18 protein-coding genes and 1 pseudogene are annotated in these 18354 nt (G+C 69.4%); 9 read left to right on the top strand and 10 right to left on the bottom strand.

Features of this window, described 5'->3' with window-relative positions; translation table 11 throughout:
* Positions 1-26: 26 nt before the first annotated feature.
* The 5 genes from ABN034_RS26515 to ABN034_RS26495 all read right to left on the bottom strand — a co-directional run bounded on the left by ABN034_RS26515 (position 27) and on the right by ABN034_RS26495 (position 4845).
* Positions 27-923, bottom strand: coding sequence for an RNA polymerase sigma-70 factor (locus tag ABN034_RS26515; RefSeq protein ID WP_349693690.1), 897 nt, complete (start codon positions 921-923; stop codon positions 27-29).
* Positions 924-1031: 108 nt separating this feature from the next.
* Complete coding sequence (locus ABN034_RS26510; RefSeq protein WP_349693689.1) at positions 1032-2213, bottom strand: NAD(P)/FAD-dependent oxidoreductase; 1182 nt, start codon at positions 2211-2213, stop codon at positions 1032-1034.
* 150 nt (positions 2214-2363) lie between these two features.
* Positions 2364-3131, bottom strand: coding sequence for an SDR family NAD(P)-dependent oxidoreductase (locus ABN034_RS26505; protein ID WP_349693688.1), 768 nt, complete (start codon positions 3129-3131; stop codon positions 2364-2366).
* A 161-nt stretch (positions 3132-3292) separates the two neighbouring features.
* Complete coding sequence (locus ABN034_RS26500) at positions 3293-4516, bottom strand: RNA polymerase sigma factor (protein ID WP_349693687.1); 1224 nt, start codon at positions 4514-4516, stop codon at positions 3293-3295.
* Complete coding sequence (locus ABN034_RS26495; RefSeq protein ID WP_349328810.1) at positions 4513-4845, bottom strand: YciI family protein; 333 nt, start codon at positions 4843-4845, stop codon at positions 4513-4515. Before ABN034_RS26495 ends, ABN034_RS26500 begins: the two co-directional genes overlap by 4 nt.
* Before the next feature lie 681 nt (positions 4846-5526).
* Here ABN034_RS26495 and ABN034_RS26490 point away from each other — a divergent pair.
* Positions 5527-5913 (top strand): annotated as a pseudogene (locus ABN034_RS26490) (hypothetical protein); the annotation flags it as partial.
* Positions 5914-5941: 28 nt separating this feature from the next.
* On the opposite strand, the gene ABN034_RS26485 reads toward ABN034_RS26490, so the two are convergent.
* Complete coding sequence (locus ABN034_RS26485) at positions 5942-7399, bottom strand: hypothetical protein (RefSeq protein ID WP_349693686.1); 1458 nt, start codon at positions 7397-7399, stop codon at positions 5942-5944.
* A 225-nt stretch (positions 7400-7624) separates the two neighbouring features.
* On the opposite strand from ABN034_RS26485, the gene ABN034_RS26480 reads away from it, so the two are divergent.
* Genes ABN034_RS26480 through ABN034_RS26470 form a run of 3 tightly spaced genes read left to right on the top strand, consistent with a single transcriptional unit; the run spans position 7625 to position 11168 of the window.
* On the top strand, positions 7625-9355 hold the full coding sequence (locus ABN034_RS26480; RefSeq protein WP_349693685.1) for an alkaline phosphatase D family protein: 1731 nt from the start codon (positions 7625-7627) through the stop codon (positions 9353-9355).
* A gap of 22 nt (positions 9356-9377) precedes the next feature.
* Entirely contained in the window at positions 9378-10340 is a 963-nt protein-coding gene (locus tag ABN034_RS26475) for a discoidin domain-containing protein (RefSeq protein ID WP_349693684.1), read from the top strand.
* Positions 10341-10385: 45 nt separating this feature from the next.
* Positions 10386-11168, top strand: a complete 783-nt coding sequence (locus tag ABN034_RS26470; RefSeq protein WP_349693683.1) for a substrate-binding domain-containing protein — start codon at positions 10386-10388, stop codon at positions 11166-11168.
* On the opposite strand, the gene ABN034_RS26465 is transcribed toward ABN034_RS26470, so the two are convergent.
* Positions 11143-11748, bottom strand: coding sequence for a GNAT family N-acetyltransferase (locus ABN034_RS26465; protein ID WP_349693682.1), 606 nt, complete (start codon positions 11746-11748; stop codon positions 11143-11145). The genes ABN034_RS26470 and ABN034_RS26465 overlap by 26 nt on opposite strands.
* A 272-nt stretch (positions 11749-12020) precedes the next feature.
* Between ABN034_RS26465 and ABN034_RS26460 the strand changes: the two genes are divergently transcribed.
* On the top strand, positions 12021-12581 hold the full coding sequence (locus ABN034_RS26460; protein WP_349328818.1) for an RNA polymerase sigma factor: 561 nt from the start codon (positions 12021-12023) through the stop codon (positions 12579-12581).
* 5 nt (positions 12582-12586) lie between these two features.
* On the top strand, positions 12587-13765 hold the full coding sequence (locus ABN034_RS26455) for a hypothetical protein (RefSeq protein ID WP_349693681.1): 1179 nt from the start codon (positions 12587-12589) through the stop codon (positions 13763-13765).
* Positions 13766-13811: 46 nt separating this feature from the next.
* Here ABN034_RS26455 and ABN034_RS26450 read toward each other — a convergent pair whose 3' ends face one another.
* A complete protein-coding gene (locus ABN034_RS26450) occupies positions 13812-14189 on the bottom strand; it encodes a hypothetical protein (protein ID WP_349693680.1) in 378 nt (125 codons plus the stop codon).
* Positions 14190-14627: 438 nt separating this feature from the next.
* Positions 14628-14873, bottom strand: a complete 246-nt coding sequence (locus ABN034_RS26445; protein WP_349693679.1) for a hypothetical protein — start codon at positions 14871-14873, stop codon at positions 14628-14630.
* Between the two features lie 27 nt (positions 14874-14900).
* On the opposite strand from ABN034_RS26445, the gene ABN034_RS26440 reads away from it, so the two are divergent.
* Complete coding sequence (locus ABN034_RS26440) at positions 14901-15509, top strand: DUF899 family protein (protein ID WP_349693678.1); 609 nt, start codon at positions 14901-14903, stop codon at positions 15507-15509.
* Positions 15510-15534: 25 nt separating this feature from the next.
* On the opposite strand, the gene ABN034_RS26435 is transcribed toward ABN034_RS26440, so the two are convergent.
* Entirely contained in the window at positions 15535-15966 is a 432-nt protein-coding gene (locus ABN034_RS26435) for a PPOX class F420-dependent oxidoreductase (protein ID WP_349328825.1), read from the bottom strand.
* Between the two features lie 166 nt (positions 15967-16132).
* On the opposite strand from ABN034_RS26435, the gene ABN034_RS26430 reads away from it, so the two are divergent.
* Positions 16133-17680 carry an FAD-dependent monooxygenase gene (locus ABN034_RS26430; RefSeq protein ID WP_349693677.1) on the top strand — a complete coding sequence of 516 codons (1548 nt, stop codon included), beginning with the start codon at positions 16133-16135 and terminating at the stop codon, positions 17678-17680.
* A complete protein-coding gene (locus ABN034_RS26425) occupies positions 17677-18321 on the top strand; it encodes an acyl-CoA-like ligand-binding transcription factor (RefSeq protein WP_349693676.1) in 645 nt (214 codons plus the stop codon). The genes ABN034_RS26430 and ABN034_RS26425 overlap by 4 nt, the downstream gene beginning before the upstream one ends.
* Positions 18322-18354 lie beyond the last annotated feature (33 nt).

Below are 18354 nucleotides of genomic sequence, written 5' to 3'. Positions count from 1 at the left end.
CTGCCCGGTGGCTCCTCCACCGGCATTCATCGCAGGGTGAGTGGGATCTCGGACTCGACCCGGGACAGCTTCTCCGGGTTGCGGACGTAGTAGAGGCCGATGATGCGGGCGCCCTCGACACGGAGCGCCAGAACGCCGTCGATCTCGCCGTCCAGGCGTACGACGAGTGCCGGGTTGCCATTGACCACGGTGGGGACAGTGGCAAGCGCGCCAACGGCCTTGCCGTAGCCACCGGCGATGAAGCGGGCCACCTTGTCGGCACCGATGATCGGCCGCAGCGCCGCCTGCTTGACGCCGCCGCCGTCGCTCACCAGGACGACCTCAGGGGCGAGCACGTCAAGGAGGCCCTGCAGGTCCCCGGTTGCGAGCGCGCGCTGGAACGATTCCAGAGCCGCCCGAGTCTCGTTCGGGGAGACCACCTCACGAGGGCGGCGGGCATCGACGTGCTGGCGGGCGCGGTGCGCGATCTGGCGGACAGCTGCGGGGCTCTTGTCCACGGCAGCCGCGATCTCGTCGTAGCTGACGTCGAAGGCCTCGCGCAGTACGAAGACGGCGCGTTCGGTCGGCGACAGCGTCTCGAGGACGAGCATCAGCGCCATCGACACACTTTCGGCGAGCTCGACGTCCTCGGCCACGTCCGGCGCCGTGAGCAGCGGCTCGGGCAGCCAGGGGCCGATGTATGTCTCCTTGCGGCGCCTCATGGTGCGCAGCCGGTTGAGCGACTGCCGGGTGGTGATCCGGACCAGGTAGGCGCGCTGGTCGCGCACCTGCCCCAAGTCGACCCTGATCCACCGCAGCCAGGTCTCCTGGAGGACGTCTTCGGCGTCGGCCGCCGAACCGAGCATCTCGTACGCGACGGTGAAGAGCAGGTTGCGGTGGGCGACGAATGCCTCGGTCGCCGGGTTGGTGGCGTGGTCGCTCATATCTCGACCCTCTCCTTCGCGGCGGCCTGGTTGCCGACGCCCTTCACGTGTGCGTCCAGATCCGTTGGGCGACACGTCCGCCCACGGATGTCTCGCCTAGGCTGCCGGTCAGCGGGCCACCACCTCGCCGCGCTTGGCCCGCAGCAACTGCCGGCGCTTGTCGTCCTTGACCCAGGTGAGCGCGCCGGGCTTGCGCGCCTCGTCCGCCAGATGCTTGACGGTGTGCCTGCAAACGAACTCCTTGAGCTTCGCGCCAGGTCGGCCACCGAGATAGAACCTGTTCGCGGAGTCGTCCCTGGAGGCGAACTGGAAGATGCCGGCACGACGGCCAAGGCTGATGCACTGGCCGAAGAACCCTACGTTGATCCGCGCGGGTTGCTCACCCGCGATCCGGCTGAGCACCGTATCGGCGGCATGTGCGCCGATCCTCGTGGCCGCCTGGCAGCTCATCCGGAACGGCAGGTCCGACGGTGCCGCCGAATCCCCAGCCGCGACGATGCGTACGTCGTCCACGCTCGTCAACGTCTCATCCGTGAGCAGGCGGCCCACGGCGTCGGCACTCAGCCCGCTGCGCGCGGCCAGGTCCGGCACGCCGAAGCCGGCGGTCCAGATGGTCACCGCGCTCGGCAACTCGCGGCCGTCACCGAGCCGCACGGCATCGCGCGTCACCGCCGTCACCTTCGCGCCGGGGCCTTCGACTACGGTCACTCCGAGCTTGGTCAGCTGCTTGGCCACCGAGTTTCGACCCCGAGGATGCAGGTACGGGCCGAGCACGTCGCCGCACGCCAGCGTCACCCGGCGCCCCTGCTCCGCCAGCTCTGCAGCAGTCTCGATGCCGGTCGGGCCGGCTCCGACAACCGTCACCGCGGCCGTCGCGGGCGCGGCGTCAAGGAGCGGCCGCAGCCGCAGCGCCGCCTCCAGGGTGGCGATCGGGTAGGCGAACTCGTCCGCACCGGGCACGCCCGGGTCGGCGCTGCCACTGCCCACCGCGTAGATCAGGTAGTCGTAGCCGACCGTGCCGCCGGTCGCCAACGTCACGCTCCGCCCGGCCGCGTCAATCCGCGTCACGGCGTCGACCACCAGCCGGGTGCCCTCGGCCAGGATCTCGCTGTAGTCGGTGACCGCGGCGTGGGACCCGCCCACCAGCTGGTGCAGGCGGATCCGCTCGACGAAGGCCGGGCGCGGGTTGATCAGTGTCACGGTCACGTCGTCGCGCTGCGTCAGGCGATTGGCGGCCATGACACCGGCATACCCGCCGCCGATCACGACCACATCGCTGTTCTCAGTCATGGTGTGTCCTTCGCTTCTTGGAGTTCGACCGCAAGACACCGCGCGATCGATCGCTGTGACATCCGTGTCAGGAGAACCCCGAGCGCCTTGACGACGCCGACGCCTGCGTCTGCGGTGCATCGCCCGCCAGCGGCTCTACTCACCTGACCGCTACCAGGGCACCGGGCCGTCCTCGTTGAAGAACCCGCCGGTCGGTTTGTCCGCCTCGAGCGTCGCCAGGCGCACCACGACTGCGGCGCCCTGTGCGGGGGTGAGGTACCCACTGTGGTTGTTGATTTCCGTGTCGACATAGCCGGGGTCGGCGGCGTTGACGAGGATCTCGTCCTTTCGAAGCTCGTTGGCGTACTGCACCGTCAGCGCGTTCACCGCGGTCTTCGAGGGCGCGTACGCGGCCGACGTCGGCAGACCCGCCAGCGGGCCGTCCGGTGCGCTGGTGATGGTCAGCGACCCGGCGGCGCTGCTGACGTTGACGATGCGCGGCGCCGCCGACCGCCGCAGCAGCGGGAGCATGGCGTTGGTCACCGCGATCACCCCGAAGACGTTGGCCTCGAACACCGACCGGACCATGTCCAGGTCGACCGAGCTGGGTACCTGGTCGTGGGCGTCTTCGGGCGAGACCCGCCCGGACCCGGTGATGCCAGCGTTGTTGATCAACACGTCAAGGTGGCCGAAGCGCTTCTCCACCCAGGTCGCGGCCTCCGCGATGGTGGTCGGCTCGGTGACGTCCAGGGTGATCGCGTGCGCGTCGCCGCCCGCCGCGCGCACGGCCGCGGCGGCCTCCTCTCCGCGCCGCCGGTCTCTGGCGCCGATCAAGACGGTCATGCCCAGCGCAGCGAGCTGCTCAGCGGTCGCGCGGCCGATCCCTCTGTTCGCTCCGGTGATCATGGCCACGTTCTGGTGTGTGGTGTGCTCGTTCATGACCAGGCTCCCGTCCGAGACAGGTCTGTCTCGTGGAGTAGCGGGCCGCCCGGAAGGTTCGCGCGGCGTCCTGACGGACGTGAAGATGCCGGCGACCCGATCCCTGTGACAGCACGGCTATGTGACGTGCGCCACGGGAGCGATCGGACCGCACGGAGCCCTCAGAGCTCGTCGAGCCGGGCCCTCAGGTAGGTGCGCTCCGCGTCAGTGGCAGCGAGTGTGAACGCCTCGCGATACGCCTCGGCGGCGCGTTCGGAGTCGCCCATCCGCCGGAGCAGGTCAGCGCGCGTCGCGGGCAGCAGGTGGTAGCCGGCGAGGTCACCTGAGGCGGCCAGTTCGTCGACCAGCGCGAGGCCCGCCGCCGGCCCGTCGGCCATCGCGACGGCGACCGCGCGGTTGAGCCGGACGACCGGCGACGGCGCGTGGACGAGCAGGGCGTCGTAGAGCGCCACGATCCGCGGCCAGTCGGTCTGCTCGACGCTCGCCGCGACGGCATGGCAGGCGGCGATCGCGGCCTGCAACTGGTACGGACCCTGCGCCGACGGGAGCAGCCGCAGGCCTTCGGCGATCGCGGCCTGGTCCCAACGCGTACGGTCCTGACGGTCCAACGGCACGAACTCGCCGTCGGCCCCGACTCGCGTCGCGCGCCGGGCGTCGTGCAGCAGCATCAGCGCGAGCAGGCCGCTGGCCTCGTGTTCGGCCAGCAGCTCGACGAGCAGGCGGCCGAGCCGGATCGCCTCGGCGCTGAGGTTCTGCCGGATCAGGTCGGCGCCGGCGGTCGCCGCGTACCCCTCGTTGAACAGCAGGTAGAGGACGGCGAGCACCGCGGGCAGCCGCTCGGGCAACAGGTGCGCGGGCGGTACCCGGTACGGGATCGCGGCCTCGCGGATCTTCTTCTTGGCGCGGGTCAGCCGCTGGTACATCGTCGGTTCGGGCACGAGGAACGCGCGCGCGATCTCCGCCGTGGTGAGACCGGTCAGCGTCCGCAGCGTGAGCGCGACCCGGCCCTCGAACGGCAGCGCGGGGTGGCAGCAGGTGAAGATCAGCCGGAGCCGGTCGTCCTGCACCTCGTCGGGCTCGGCCGGCTCGTCGCCGTCGCGCGCGAGCAGCGCGGCCTGGCGCAGCTTGGCGTTGCCGGTCGCCTCGCGGCGGATCCGGTCGGTCGCCCGGTTGCGGGCGGTGGTGGTGAGCCAGGCGCCGGGACTGCGCGGGATGCCGTCGCGCCGCCACCGTTCGAGCGCGGTGGCGAACGCGTCTGCCGCGCTGTCCTCGGCGAGGTCCCAGTCGCCGGTGATGCGAATGAGGGTGGCGACGACCTGTCCCCACTCCGTCGCGAACGCTGAGGCGACCGCGGCCTCGACGTCCTCGCTCGACTCCCGCGTCATTCCCAGACCGGTCGGACCTCGACCGTGCCGAACGCGGCGAACGGATGCCCCGCCGCGATCTCTATCGCCTCGTCCAGGTGCGCGCACTCGATCACGAGGAACCCGCCGATGAGGTCCTTGGTCTCGGCGTACGGGCCGTCGGACACCAGAGTCTCGCCGCGGCGGACCTGCACCTTCGTCGTGGCCGTGGGCCGCAGCCGGGCGCCGCCGTGGAAGATGCCGCGGGCCACGAGGTCGTCCATCCAGGCCTTGTGGTCCGGCCAGGCGTCGATCTCCTGCGGCGACTCCGCGTGCTCCTCGCCGTGCCAGATCACCAACGCGTACTTCACCGACTTACACCTCCTTCACGACGTCCGACCTGACTGTACAAACGGTAGGGCGGACACCGCCGGCAGTGGTGTCCGCCCTGGGTGAGCCCCGGAAGAAGATCTTCAGGATTCCGTTGCATCGACGTCGAATCGCGGCGGGTCCCGTTCGTCGGTGGGCATGACCACAGCCGAATGGAGGCGATCATGAACGATGACTCGAACATCGGCCGGCCGCGCGTCGTGGACAGGACCACGTGGCAGGCAAGCACTGCTCGTTCGGGAGAGTTCCGACGATCGAACACCAGGAGCGGCCGGAGTATCTCGACCGGCTCTCGGTGCTGAAGGAACAGACGTACCAGCTCGACCACATGTATCTCGCGCTGTTCAACGTGCTCGGTTCAGCGGTCCGGCTGATGATCACGTTGGCGCTGGTGATGTCGGTCCATCCGGCGATGGTGCTGCTGGCAGGCAGCGAGTTGGTGCCTCTTCGCGGCCGCGCTCGTGGGCGCCGTGGTGGTGACCGCCACCGTCCTGTCCGGTACCGCTGGGGAGGTCCTGCTGGTGGTGACGGCCGGGAGCCGGCTCTCGCAGTACGTCGCGATGAACGCCGGCAGCGCCGACTTCGTTCGCATGTGGCTAGACGCCTCGCAGCGTCTGGTCTGGCTCGAGTCGTACGCGAGTGACCATCGCGACACCGCCGACGGTGTCGACCTGTCGTTCGGGCAGTGGCAGAAGGTCGCGCTGGCGCGGGGATTCATGCGCGACGGGACGCTGCTCCAGGTGCTCGACGAGCCGACGGCGGCCCTCGACGCCGAGACCGAGCACGCGCTGTTCGAGAGCTTCGCCCGGCAGGCCCGCGAGGGCACGACAGAAGGTGGCGCGGGAGGTCGCGGTGAGCGTGGTGGGCGGGCCCGTCGCGGCCGGATCACCATCCTCGTCTCGCACCGATTCTCGACCGTACGCATGGCCGACCTGATCCTGGTGCTGCAGGGCTCCCGACTCGTCGAGGTCGGTTCACACGAGGAGCTGATGGCCGCCGGCGGGACGTACGCGGAGCTCTACACCCTCCAGGCCAAGGCGTACCGCTGACGTCGTGAGCTCGGACGAGGTGGCAGCCTCACTCCCACACGATCATCGCGTCCCACCAGCGACCCGCGCGGCCGAGCATGGCGCTGTCGGCGCCGCCACTCGCGACGTATCCGTGGACGGCGATGCGGGAGTAGACCGCCGACATCGCGCCCCGGCCCGACCCGTCGTACCACCCGCCGCGGCGGATGTCGTCGTCGCCGGTGCCGGGAAACGTCGTCCGCTCGAGGTCGATCCAGGGAAACTCCGGTGGCACGGGCAGTTGGGTCGCTTCGACGAACCGGTGGGTGAACGCGATCTTCGCCGCCAGGCCGGCGTGGAACCTCGTCCTGTCAAGCACAGCTTGCGGAGGCTCGTCGCGCCAGTAGAGCTCGGCCCATGGGCGGGACCGGGGCACGGTCACGCGGTTGGCGAGCACGGCACGCAGCGCGGTGCCGAGGTCCGCGACGGCGTTGGGAGACCATCCGTAACTGAGGAGGTACGGCATCTCCCCGGTCTCCTCGCCGAACGCGAACTCCGCGCCGTCGAGCGGAAAGCCCGCAGGACTTCCGGCGTAGAGCAGGTCAGGATCGATGGCGGTGGTCGAGAGCAGAGGCCGGGCCGCGGCAGCGGCGCTGCGCTCGTAGGCTGGCCTGCGGTAGCGGCCGAAGCCGTCGGACAGGGCGCGCACACCCGCGTACTGGTCCAGTGACAACATCGCCGGCGACCACGTACGAACGTCCCAGGCTCCCATCGAGCCGTCGGGTCCCTCGACCAGATGAGGGAACCCGCCCACCAGCCGGGGATTGTCGAACCGGTCGATGGCCTCTGGCAGGGTGAGCTGGAGGTCGACCAACCGGTCGAGCAGGGCCGTGGCGACCATGTCGACATCGTTCGGATCCGCCGCCCTCACAAGACTTGCCGTGGGTGAGCCCTCACTGTCGCTTCCGCCTCCGGCGGTCCCGGGATCGGCGAGGTGGCGTGCGTAGGCGGTGAGGAAGCTCGCGTTGCCCGCCAGCGTACGGATGTCGCCGGTACGCAGGAGGCGGTCGGGATCATCGGCGAAGCGTTGGACGAGCGTCGCGGCCTGCCGGTCCACGTTCGCCATCAGCTGTGCATGGGCCCGCAGGTACGGATCGCTGAGGACCTGGACGCCGAGAAGGGAACCCATGTGGGTGGGCCGGCGGGCCAGGACGTACTCCAGCAGCGCCTCGAAGACCGTGCGCTGATGCGCGTCACCCGTGACCCGGTGCATGGCGGCATAGGCGACGAGTGCGTGCTCGACACCTTCGAACCCGAGGCCGGTGCGCTGACCGTCGACCGTGACCTGGGTGTAGGCGCCGGAAACGACAGGGCTCCTGGCCGCCCTCGGTGCGACCACACCGGCGTACGCCGTGGGCGGTAGGGGTGCCGACGTCGCGGCTGCTGCTGCGCCGAGGACACCCGCGAGACCGGCGGTGAGGGTCCGCCTGCTGACACGTCGCCGTCGAGGGACCAGAGGTGGTGTCATGCGTGGCGCTTCCTCTCGCGTCGGTGGAGCGAAGCCGTGTGCTAGTGCTCTTGCGTACCACAGGAAACTCCCGGCCGCCGCACCTCGCAGCGCCGGAACCGGACGTCCGCTTCCCCCGCTGGCGATTCCTCGCGACCGTCCGTTCGTCTACCTTCACGGGCACCAAGATCACGAACCGGGCGTGGGCGTCGTGCAGGGTCACGGCGTGGGAGGGAATGAGGCGTGATGCGGGACGATCCTGTCGGCCGACTGCTGCGGAACCGCCACCTCGCGAGCGACCTGGATCGGCGGAAGTTCCTGAGTGTCGCGTCGGGAGCTGCCACGGCACTCGTCTTCGGCCAGGGTCCCTTCACCACCCGCACCATGGCCAAGCAGAGCTTTGTCGACTATCCGTTCCAGCTCGGAGTCGCCTCAGGCGACCCGTTGCCCGACGGTGTCGTTCTGTGGACCCGGCTCGCCCCGCAGCCGTTGGACGTGAGTGGTGCCGGCGGGATGCCCGACGTCCGCGTGCGTGTCCGGTGGGAGGTCGCCGAGGACGAGAACTTCCGATCCGTCATACGTTCGGGCACCACGTTCGCCTCTCCCGAACTCGCCCACTCGGTCCATGTCGAGGTGTCCGGGCTCGAGCCGGCCCGCTGGTACTACTACCGGTTCTCCGCTGGCGGCGAGATCAGCCCGGTGGGACGCACCAGGACGGCGCCGCCAGAAGGTTCGCGGCCGGACCGGTTCAGGTTCGCGTTCGCGTCGTGCCAGATGTACAGCGAGGGCTACTACACGGCGTATGCACACATGGCGACCGAGGATCTCGATCTGGTCGTCCACCTCGGCGACTACATGTACGAGTACGGAGTCCCGCCCAACGGTGGATATCGCAACCATCCCGAAGTGTTGCCAGACGACCTCATCACCGAGCCCGTCACCCTGGACAGGTACCGGCTGCAGTACGCGCTCTACAAGTCCGACCCGCACCTGCAGGCCGCCCACGCCGCCTTTCCCTGGATCGTGACCTCCGACGACCACGAGGTCGAGAACAACCACGCCGGCCTCATCCCAGAGGCGAGCAGCCAGACCCCTTCGCCAGAAGCGTTTCTGGTCCGGCGGGCCAATGCGTACCGCGCGTACTACGAGCACATGCCACTGCGCCGCAGCTCGATGCCGGCAGGACCCGACATGGGTCTCTACCGGCGGCTGCGGTTCGGCACGCTCGCCGAGTTCAACGTCCTCGACACCCGTCAGTACCGCGACGATCAGGCCGCCGGCGACGGGACCGATCCGCCCAACTCCGAAAGCCTCGATCCCGCCCGCAGCCTTCCCGGTCATGCGCAGGAGGCGTGGCTGCTCGACGGTCTGGCCTCCTCGTCGGCGACCTGGAACGTCATCGCGCAGCAGGTGTTCATGGCCCAGCGCGACTTCGCCGCTGGTGCGGACGTGCTGCTCAGCATGGACGCCTGGGACGGGTACGCCGCCTCGCGCGACCGCGTCCTGGGGGCCATCGCCGACGGCGGGATCGAGAACCCGGTCGTACTCACCGGAGACGTCCACGCCAACTACGCAAGCGATCTGAAGGTCGACTTCAGCGACCCGGCCGCTCCAACGATCGGTGTGGAGTTCATCGGCACGTCGATCGCCTCGGGACGTGACGGTGCCGACAGCACCGAGACCGGTGACCGGATCCTCGCGGAGAACCCGCACATCAAGTTCTTCAACGGCCAGCGCGGATACGTCAGCTGCACGCTGACGCCCGCACTGTGGCGCTCGGACTATCGCGTCCTGCCCTACATCACCCAACCCGGTGCCGAGATCTACACCCGGGCGAGCTTCGTCACCGAGGCAGGGAATCCGGGTCTGCAACTCGCCGACCAGAACCCGGTGCCGTCGTTGCCGTCGTCGGCGTTCGAGACCGAGGAAGAACGCCGGCAGAAGGACGACCGGCTGGGCCGCGGCCCGACGAGCTGAGAGCCAGCGAAGGAGCTATCCGATGCGTGACCGTCGCCTCCGCGTCCATGTCGTCTCCGCGGTCGTCTCCGCGCGCACCCACCGCACCCACCGCGTCCACCGCATCCTCGCGGCAGCGACCGCGTTCCTGCTGTTGTCGGGTGTCCTTCCTGCTGCCCTGGCCTCCGGCGCCGCCGCGGCGTCCGGAGCGTCGGGAGCGGCGGCGAAGGCGTCCGGCCGCTCGTCGCTGGTGCTGTCCGCCCAGCCGGAGCGCCTGGAGCTGCGGCAGTGCATGACCGAGATCATCCGCGTCGCGGTCACGAACCAGTCGGCCGCGACGTTCGTCGATGTCCACATCAGCCCCGAGGCGCCGCTGTGGAGCCCGAACACCCGCATCTCCACCTACGTTCCCGCCGGCGCCACGGTGACCGTGCCGGTCCAGCTCTACGTGCCCGAGGAGACCCTCGACGGGGGTTACGACGTGGAACTCGGCGCGGAGCCCGAGGCACAGCCCGGACCGCCGAAGGCGCGGCTCTCCGTTCCGGTCGCCGTGTCCGCTCCGGAGGACCGCCGGTGCGTGCCGCCGAGCCAGATGGGCGTGACGTCGACGAGTGCCCAGGAGCCCGAGAACGCGGCGGTGAAGGCGATCGACGGCCGCACCGCCACGATCTGGCACGCGAGGTTCCGTCCGGATCGGACCTTCCTCCCGCAGTCGATCACCTTCGACCTGGGCGGACGCTACGACGTCGCCGAACTGTCCTACCAGCCACGCGTCGACGGCAACCTCAACGGCACCATCACGGCGTACACGATCCTGGCGAGTGAGGACGGCGTGACATTCACCGAGGTGGCGAGTGGCACCTGGGTGGGCGACGCCACCCGCAAGACCGCCGCGTTCAGCGCTCCGGGGGCACGCCATATCCAGCTGCTGGCCACCGAAGGGATCGCGGACTACGCCTCCGCCGCCGAGATCGTGCTGTTCGGCCGGGAGAGCGCGGCGGAGTGATCAGCTGGTACGCCGCCCTCAGGTGAGCCTGGAGTATCTGGAAGGGTGCCAGCCGAGCATGGCCTCGATCCGGACCATGCCGGACTGCTTCAGCAGCGTCACCGGGTCCTCACCAGTGAAGCGGTACAGACCGGTCGCGTGGTCGCGGAATCGCGCGCGGACGGGCTGATCGTCTTTCCGGTCCACGGAGAGTTCTACAACGCGAGCCTCGTCCGCCTCGTGCTCGACCGGTCCCCGCTGGTTCTTGTCGACCGCTACCTCAAGGGGATCCCCGCATGTGCGGTCTTCACCGACAACGTTGCCGCGGCTCGAGCCCTGACCGCACGCGTGCTTGACGAGGGACACGAGCAGGTCGCCTTCCTCTCGCCGCCGGTGGAGAACACCTCCAGCATCGAGGAACGGATGCAGGGATACCGGGACGCCCTGCGCGAACGCGGGTTCCCCGGGGATGCTGAACGCTGTTTCACCGAGCTCCACAGCACTCTGCCGGGCTCGCGGTCAGCCGACGCGGCGAGGGCGGATCGCGAGGCGTTGCACGCCTTCTTGAAACGTGAGCCAGGCCTGACCGGTTTCGTGGCCTGCGAGTACAACATCGCCGTCCTCCTGCGCCAGGTGCTCGAAGACGCCGGTGAGAATGAACCCGACCGGGTGATCGCCTGCTTCGACTCCCTGGAATCACCCCAGGGCGGCGGAAGTTTCGTCTACATCAAGCAGGACCAGCAGGAGATGGGGCGCCGTGCCGTCGACCTTCTCCTCGACCAGCTGCGCGGCGACCAGGTGCCGCTGAAGTCGGTCGTCCCGTTCACTCTCGTCGATCCGGCGACCTGACGGTGTGGGCGGGGCGGAGGCGCCGGTAGTCGGAGGCGAGGAGGCCGTAGATCGCACTGTCGTGAAACGTACCGTCCTCTTCCACCGTGTACGCCCGCCGGAGACCTTCGCGCTGGAACCCCAGGCGCTGGAGCCGTCGTACTGACGCATGGTTATCGGCGATCGTCTCCGCCTCGACCCGGTTGAGGTCCATGCGGGTGAACCCGAAGCTGAGGATGGCCGCGAGAGCCTCCGTCGCGATTCCGCGCCCCCAGTAGTTGCGTCTGAGGTCGTAGCCGATCGCTGCCCGGCGGTGGTGTCTCTCCCAGGAGTTGAACCCGAAAAGGCCGATGGCACGCCCATCTCCGCGATGGGTGACCGCCCAGAAGATCTCTCGCTGCGCGGAGTAGGCCCCGCGAAGCTCGTCGATCAGCTGGGCGGCTTCGGTCACGTCCCGCATCGGCTCGGAGTTGTATCTCTGCACCTCGGGATCGCTGCGCCATACGAAGAGGTCGGCGGCGTCTCCGGGCTGCCACTCCCGCAGCACCGTGCGTTCGGTGGTGAGCCTGGGAAACGCCGAGAAGTCGAAGAGGCCTGTCACGACCGCTCGCCTCCTGCTGCGCCTGGGGCCCGGTGCCTCGAGGCCTGGGGGGCCTGGAGGGCCTGGAGGGCCTGGGGGCCTGGGGGCCTGGGGCAGAACAGTGTAGGGCTGCTGACGGCGCGACGTCCGGGTCGCACCCGCGGCACGCTCGCGGATGCGCGGACGTGAGCCATGCGTTCGAGGAGATCCTGTAATGATCGACGACTCAGGCCGTCTGTCTCCTCGAACGCGAGCGGTGCGGAAACGCTTGCTAGGCGGACGGGGAGGGTGGCGTGGGCTCAGACCTGACGGATCGGGCGTCCTTCGAGGACATGTATCAGCGGCATCACGTGCTGGTGGTGAAGTTCCTGTGGCGGAGGCTGCCGGCGGACGCCGTGGAGGATGCCGCAGCGGAGGTGTTCCTCCTCGCCTGGCGTGGCCGCAGGCAGCTCCGGGGTGAGGTCCTGCCGTGGTTGTACGGGATAGCGAGACGGGTGGCGGCCGACGTCATGCGCCAGCGCGAACGTGCGTCCCGGCTGGGTGAGCGATTACGTGGGTCGACCGGTGAGGCGGCTGGACCGGCGGCTGAGGCTGCGGCGCTGGACAGAGCGTCCGCGGTGCATGCACTACGCGGACTTTCCGTCCGCGACCGCGAGGTGCTGATGCTCGTCTCCTGGGAGGGGATGGACGTGGCCGGAGCCGCGAAGGTCCTTGGTTGCTCAGCTGCCACGTTCGCGGTCCGGCTGCACAGGGCGCGACGTCGGCTGGAGCGGTGGGAGCGGCTGGCCGCGGACGAACGCGCCGAGGTGGCGAAGAGCACGCAGGCGATGCGACTGGAAGAACGGACGCGGTGATCAAGATGAGCAAGGTGAGCAAGGTGACCAGGACGAGCAGGGACGTGGGACGGGTGCGGACGCTGATGCCGGCCGACCCTGCGGTGGCGGTCGATCGGGACACCGAGATCTCCGCGCGGGTGACCCGGCGGGTGGAGGCCCTACTCGACGCACACGCCGACGCCGCCGGTCGACAACGAGGCTCGGGCACGAGCGTGGCGCGCCGGCGGGTGCTGGCCCTGGGTGTCGCCGGTGCAGCCGGTGCGGCGGTTGTCCTGGCCGACCAACTGCCGATGCCGGGACGCTCCTCGCGTCCGACCGCACAGGCCGCGGTGACACCACCGGTGCTGGCGCTGGCGCCGATCCCGGGCCGCACCACGCGGCAGGTTCTGCGGGAGTTGGCCGAGAAGGTCGAGAAACTCCCGCCTCCGGCGGTCGGGCCATATACGTACGGCAAGTCGTGGGGCTGGGACCTCAGCACCAACGCGGAGGCCCCGGGCGGCGCGGAGTCGGTTGCCGTTCCCACCGTCACCGAGCAGTGGATCAACAACCAGGATGGTTCGGGACGGGAGAGAAAGCACTACGGCAGGCCCTACTTCCCGAATCCCGCGACCGAGCGGGCCCGCGCGGAGGCACGCAGGTGGGGAGAAGGGATCGAGGACACGATCTACCCACCTGGCCACTTCGGCCGGCCACGCACCCTCCCCTCGGATCCGCAGGTGATGGCCGCGAAGCTTCGGGCGATGCGGAGTCAGCCGATCGAGGACAACGGCACGGCGCAGCTTCTCGCGGCTGTGGCCACGCTGTCGGGTGAGCCCAAGCTGGGCGACGGGCGAGGGGGACGGGGAACGCGGCTCAGCCCTGAGGTCCGTGCGGCACTCCTCCGGGTCCTCGCCGACCATGAGGAACACTTCGACTGGGCCGACACGCGGTACCTGCCACTTCGGGCGTACACGACGACCACGTGGCGGAAGCAGACCTCCCTCGCGATCGTGGCACAGGAGCGACGTGGCGCGGCGCCGGACTACCCGACCTCCACCCTCCGCGAGACGCTCCTCCTCGATCCCGAGACGGGTTTCGTCATGGGGTACGAGGTCGCGATCCTCGGCCATCCGCGGCTGTTGAATCTCGACGTGCCCGCCCCACTGTCGGTCAGGGAGACGCTTCTGCGGGCGCCGGTGGACAGCCAGACTGACCGGCCCTGATCGGATTCGAGGGTGCGGCCTGAGGCGTCCTGGCCGCACCCTCTACTCAGGTGTGCTCGTCCGGGTTGGCCCAGAAGTACGCCTCGGGATCGTAGACCGCTGGCGACGGATGCTGCCAGGGATTGACGAAACCGCCGAGGGCAAGGTTCTCCCGGCGCGGCACATTCCTGAGGTCCTTGTGCGCGAGGACCAGCTGCGGTGTGTTCGACACCGTCCCCATGAAGAAAGGTCCGGCCTCGACGTGGATCTTGACCATGTCCCAGGCCAGTTGCCGACGCCTGATCGCGTCCGGCTCGACCTTGCCCTGGTCGTACAGCTTCCACAGGGCGGCGATCGGTCCGTCCGGGTCGGGCTCCATCCGTGGCGGGGGCCGCTCGAACGGATCGACGTCCTTCTGGGACTTCTCCTCCGGCGTGCCGCGCACTTGTAGAACTGACCCTCGAGCGGAGCCTAGCGAGTGGGTTCAATCGGGACGAGCCACGCCGCCTGGGCGAGATGGTCGGGGCCGTTGCCGACCTCCCAGGCCGACTGTGTCTCCAGCAGACCCGCGTCCCATTGAACACCGAAGGCGTCGGGTGAGACCGGATTCTGAGCGACGGTGACACCGATGGCCTCCCAGTCACGTTTCGCAGGTCGTTCTTCTGCAGGTGATCTTCGGTGGTGCCGGCCGGGTAGTCGAGGCGGATCTTCAGCGGGCTCCCGTCTGGCATCTCCCGCCGCCCGTCGCCGTCCTTGTCGACGACGCCGATCTCGTCGAGCAGGGCCTTGGCACGGGCCGGGTCGTACGTCACGTACGAGTCGCGCCACTCGCGGTAGACCTTCCTTCCCTCGTCGTTGACCTGGTACTCGATGGCCTTCGGACTCATCGTGCCCGTCGTCGGCTCACCGGTCTTGAAGTAGACCTGCCGTCGGACCACCTCAGCCCTTCGCGGAAGTGCAGCGTCCACTCCGACGCGTCGTCGTTGGTCTCCCAGCTCGAAACCAGGCCAGGCCCGATATCGAGGCCGTCGTTGAGATAGCGCAACAGCGAATGGCCGTACATGTACTGCCTGATCTGCAGGTCATTGGCGGCAGGCGCGCTCAGCAGCAGGTTCCTGCCGTACTGCACACCCACGAGGGTGATGCGATCGCGGCGGTGCGGCGACGCCTGCCGATGGTAGAGGTCGACGCCACGGCCACGCTGATCGGCGAGAACGGGCCCGTCACCTTGCTCGACGTGTTCGAGGGCTGGGAGCAGCTCATCGCGTACTTCCACATGTGGCACGTCGGCCACTCCGCTGCCGAACAGTGCGAGGGCTGCACGTTCTTCAACGGCCAGGTGCGCGAGCTGTCGAACCTGCACTCGCGCGACGTCACGTACGCCACCTTGTGCCAGGGCCCGTACGACGTGAGCGTCCGCTACCGCGACTTCATGGGATGGGACGTGCCCTGGTACTCGGCGCAGGACGCGGCGGATGCCCTGCTCGGCGATCGCCAACGGTCCCCGGCGCCTCTGGTCTGCTACCTGCGACATGAGGACAGGGTGTTCGAGACGTACTGGACAAGCGGCCGCGGACTGGAGGCGATGGACAACACCTATGGGCTGTTGGACATGACCGTCTACGGCCGGCGCGAGGCTTGGCAGGACGCACCCGCCGGCTGGCCGCCGCCGCGCTCGGATGCCAACCCCTTCCGCACCAACGGACGTCCCATCGCGCAGTGGCCACGCGTGGACGCCGGACGCTCCGACGACCTCAGCACCTGACGGTCGACGCCCTGCAGGACGGGTGTCAGCGGATCTTGGCGCCGTACACGTGATCGACCGTCATCGCCATGAGCACCCTACGGTCGGACACCATCACCGATCGGTACTCGTCCCAGTCCGGGTGCTCTCCGGCGGCGGCGCGGTAGTAGTCCACCAGTGCCTCGACCTCGGGGCCGTGGGGGTCGGTTCCTGGACCCGTGAGTGTCGCCGTGCCCTCGGCGGTGGCCCACGCCCAACCGTCGGGGCTGGTGACTTCAAGTGCGGCCCGCGGGTCGCGACGCAGGTTCGCCGTCTTGGCGCGTCCCTCGGTCATCGACACGTAGATGATGCCGGCCTCCTGGTCGTAGAAGGGCGTGACGGGGGAAAGCTGGGGGCGGCCGTTCGACTTGATCGTTGCGAGGACACCGAGGCGGCTTTCCGCGAGCAGCGTGCGCGGGCTGAATGGTGTGACGGTCATGTCCGGGCGAACCCACGACGGGCTGCCGACTATTCCTGGCGATTCGGGCGCCTCGACGGTGGCGCAGCGTCGCACTGACGGCGAAGGTGTCCGGGACCGACCGAAACCTCGGACTGACCTCGTAGTGTTATTGACTAACATACGTTAGTCAATAACACTTCATCCCATGACTGGACGTGTGGACGTGGTGGTTGTCGGCGCCGGGCCGACCGGGCTCGCCCTCGCCTGCGGGTTGGTGGAGGGCGGCGCCTCGGTCCGCGTCCTGGACAAGGCGGTCGGACCTGCTATGACGTCTCGCGCACTCGGCCTGCAACCACGGGGTGCCGAGGTGCTCGACCGCCTGGGTGCGCTCGGCGACCTGCCCGACCGGTCCCTCGGCATCGCCAACGTCGCGGTGCACCTCGACGGGCGCCGTGCGGCCACGCTGCGGGTGGGCCAGCGGACGAAGCTGGTGACGAGGCCGGGCCTGCTCGTCTCCCAGGCCGAGATCGAGTCCGCTCTCGCCGACCGGTTGCTCGAGTTGGGCGTCCCTGTCGAGTGGGGACGCGAGGTCGTGAACGCCAGTCAGGACACGACGGGCGTGGGCGTCGAGGTCGCCGGGCAGCGGGAGGTCGTACGGGCCGGGTGGCTGGTCGGCTGCGACGGTGCGCACAGCCAGGTCCGCAAGCTCGCCGGCATCGGATTCCCCGGTGTCCCGCTGATCGAGCGGTTCCTCCTGGCAGACATCCACGCCGACCTTCCGCTTCCTCGCGATGGTGTCGCGGTGTGGCTGCGGCGCGATCGGATGCTCGGCGCCTTTCCCCTACCGGGTGCGGACCTCTGGCGGCTGATGGCACCGGTGGAGCCAACGCCCACGCCTACGGCCGGGGCACCGCCTGGTGCCGTGCTCGACACCCTCACCGACCTCCTGCGCGACGAGGCTGGCTGCGCGTCGACGACCGTACGCGGGACCGAGTGGACCTCGACGTTCCGCGTCCACCGGCGGCTGGCCGAGACCTACCGCAGCGGGCGCATCATCCTCGCCGGCGATGCGGCGCACATCCACAGCCCGTTCGGCGGACAGGGCATGAACACCGGGCTGGGTGACGCCGAGAACCTCGCCTGGAAGCTTGCCCTGGTGGTGCGCGACCGGGCCGGCGTCGCCTTGCTGGACACGTACCAGGCCGAACGCCGCCCGATCGCGGCCGACGTGCTGAGCTCCACCAGCGCGATGACCGGCCTGGTGCTGGCCGACAACGCGCCCGCCCGGTGGGTTCGGGACCACCTGTTCGTCCCGCTGATGGACCGGCCGACCATCCAGCGGTTGATCTGGGAGCATGCCTCGCAGCTGAAGGTGACCTACCGCAACGGCCCGCTCGGTGATCAGCGGCCGAGTCCGCTGCGGTGGGCGGCCACCCGCGGGACCCCGCGGGTCGGCGACCGCGTGCCGGATCTTTCCTGCCAGCGGTCCGACGGAACCCGCACCCGGCTGCACGCGGAACTCGGTGGTCAGTGGGCATTCCTCCGGCCACCGGCCGCCGTCGGTGGCGCAGACGAGTCGACCGCACGCGAGTGCCTCGGCGCCGAAGCCGTGACAGTTCTCGAGCCGAGCGGCACGTCCGCCCGGCTCGGCATGCTGGTCCGGCCCGATGGCCACCTCGCATGGCGGAGCGGGCTGGGCCGCGAGAGTCTGGACGGCTGGTTCGGCCGGTTCGTGGAGACTGGTCGACTGTGACCCCCCGCCGCGTCAACCGCTCACCCGGACCGGCACCGGCACCTGCCTCGGAGGGCCGGGCAAACCCGCCCGGCCTCCGCGAGCAGCGCAAGGCGCAGACCCGGCGTTCGATCCAGGAGCACGCGCTGCGGCTGTTCCTGGCCAACGGCTACGAGACGACGACGGTCGCCGAGATCGCGGCGGCCGCGGGCGTGTCGCACATGACGTTCTTCCGCTACTTCCCTACCAAGGAAGCAGTGGTCGAGAACGACGAGTACGACCCGCTGCTGGTCGCCCTCATCGAGGGCCGCCCCGACGACGAAGGCCCGCTCACCACACTCCGCGAAGCTATCCGCCAAGGGTTGGGCCTCGTCTACGCGGCCGACCGGGACGCCCTCCTCGTCCGAACCCGGCTGATCCTGCACACTCCGGCCCTGCGAGCCCGAATGATTCACAACCTGGCCGCCACGGAGCAGCTGTTCGCCCAGACGCTGGCGGCCCGCGCCGACTCCGACGTCACCTTGGAGACCCGCGTCGTCGCAGCCGCTGCGCTGGCCGCCCTCACCACTGCGATCACCACGTGGGCGGAGGGCAACGGCACACCCGAACTCCCCAACCTCATCGACCAGGCTTTCGACGCCCTCGGCAGCCTCGGCGACTGACCGCCGGCGATGGGATAGTGTCCTCGGCGGTGT

The sequence above is a fragment of the Actinopolymorpha sp. B11F2 genome, assembly GCF_040195635.1.
Lineage (GTDB): Bacteria > Actinomycetota > Actinomycetes > Propionibacteriales > Actinopolymorphaceae > Thermasporomyces.
Note: the sequence above shows the minus strand (reverse complement) of the source record. Positions and strands in the feature narration are given on the sequence as shown.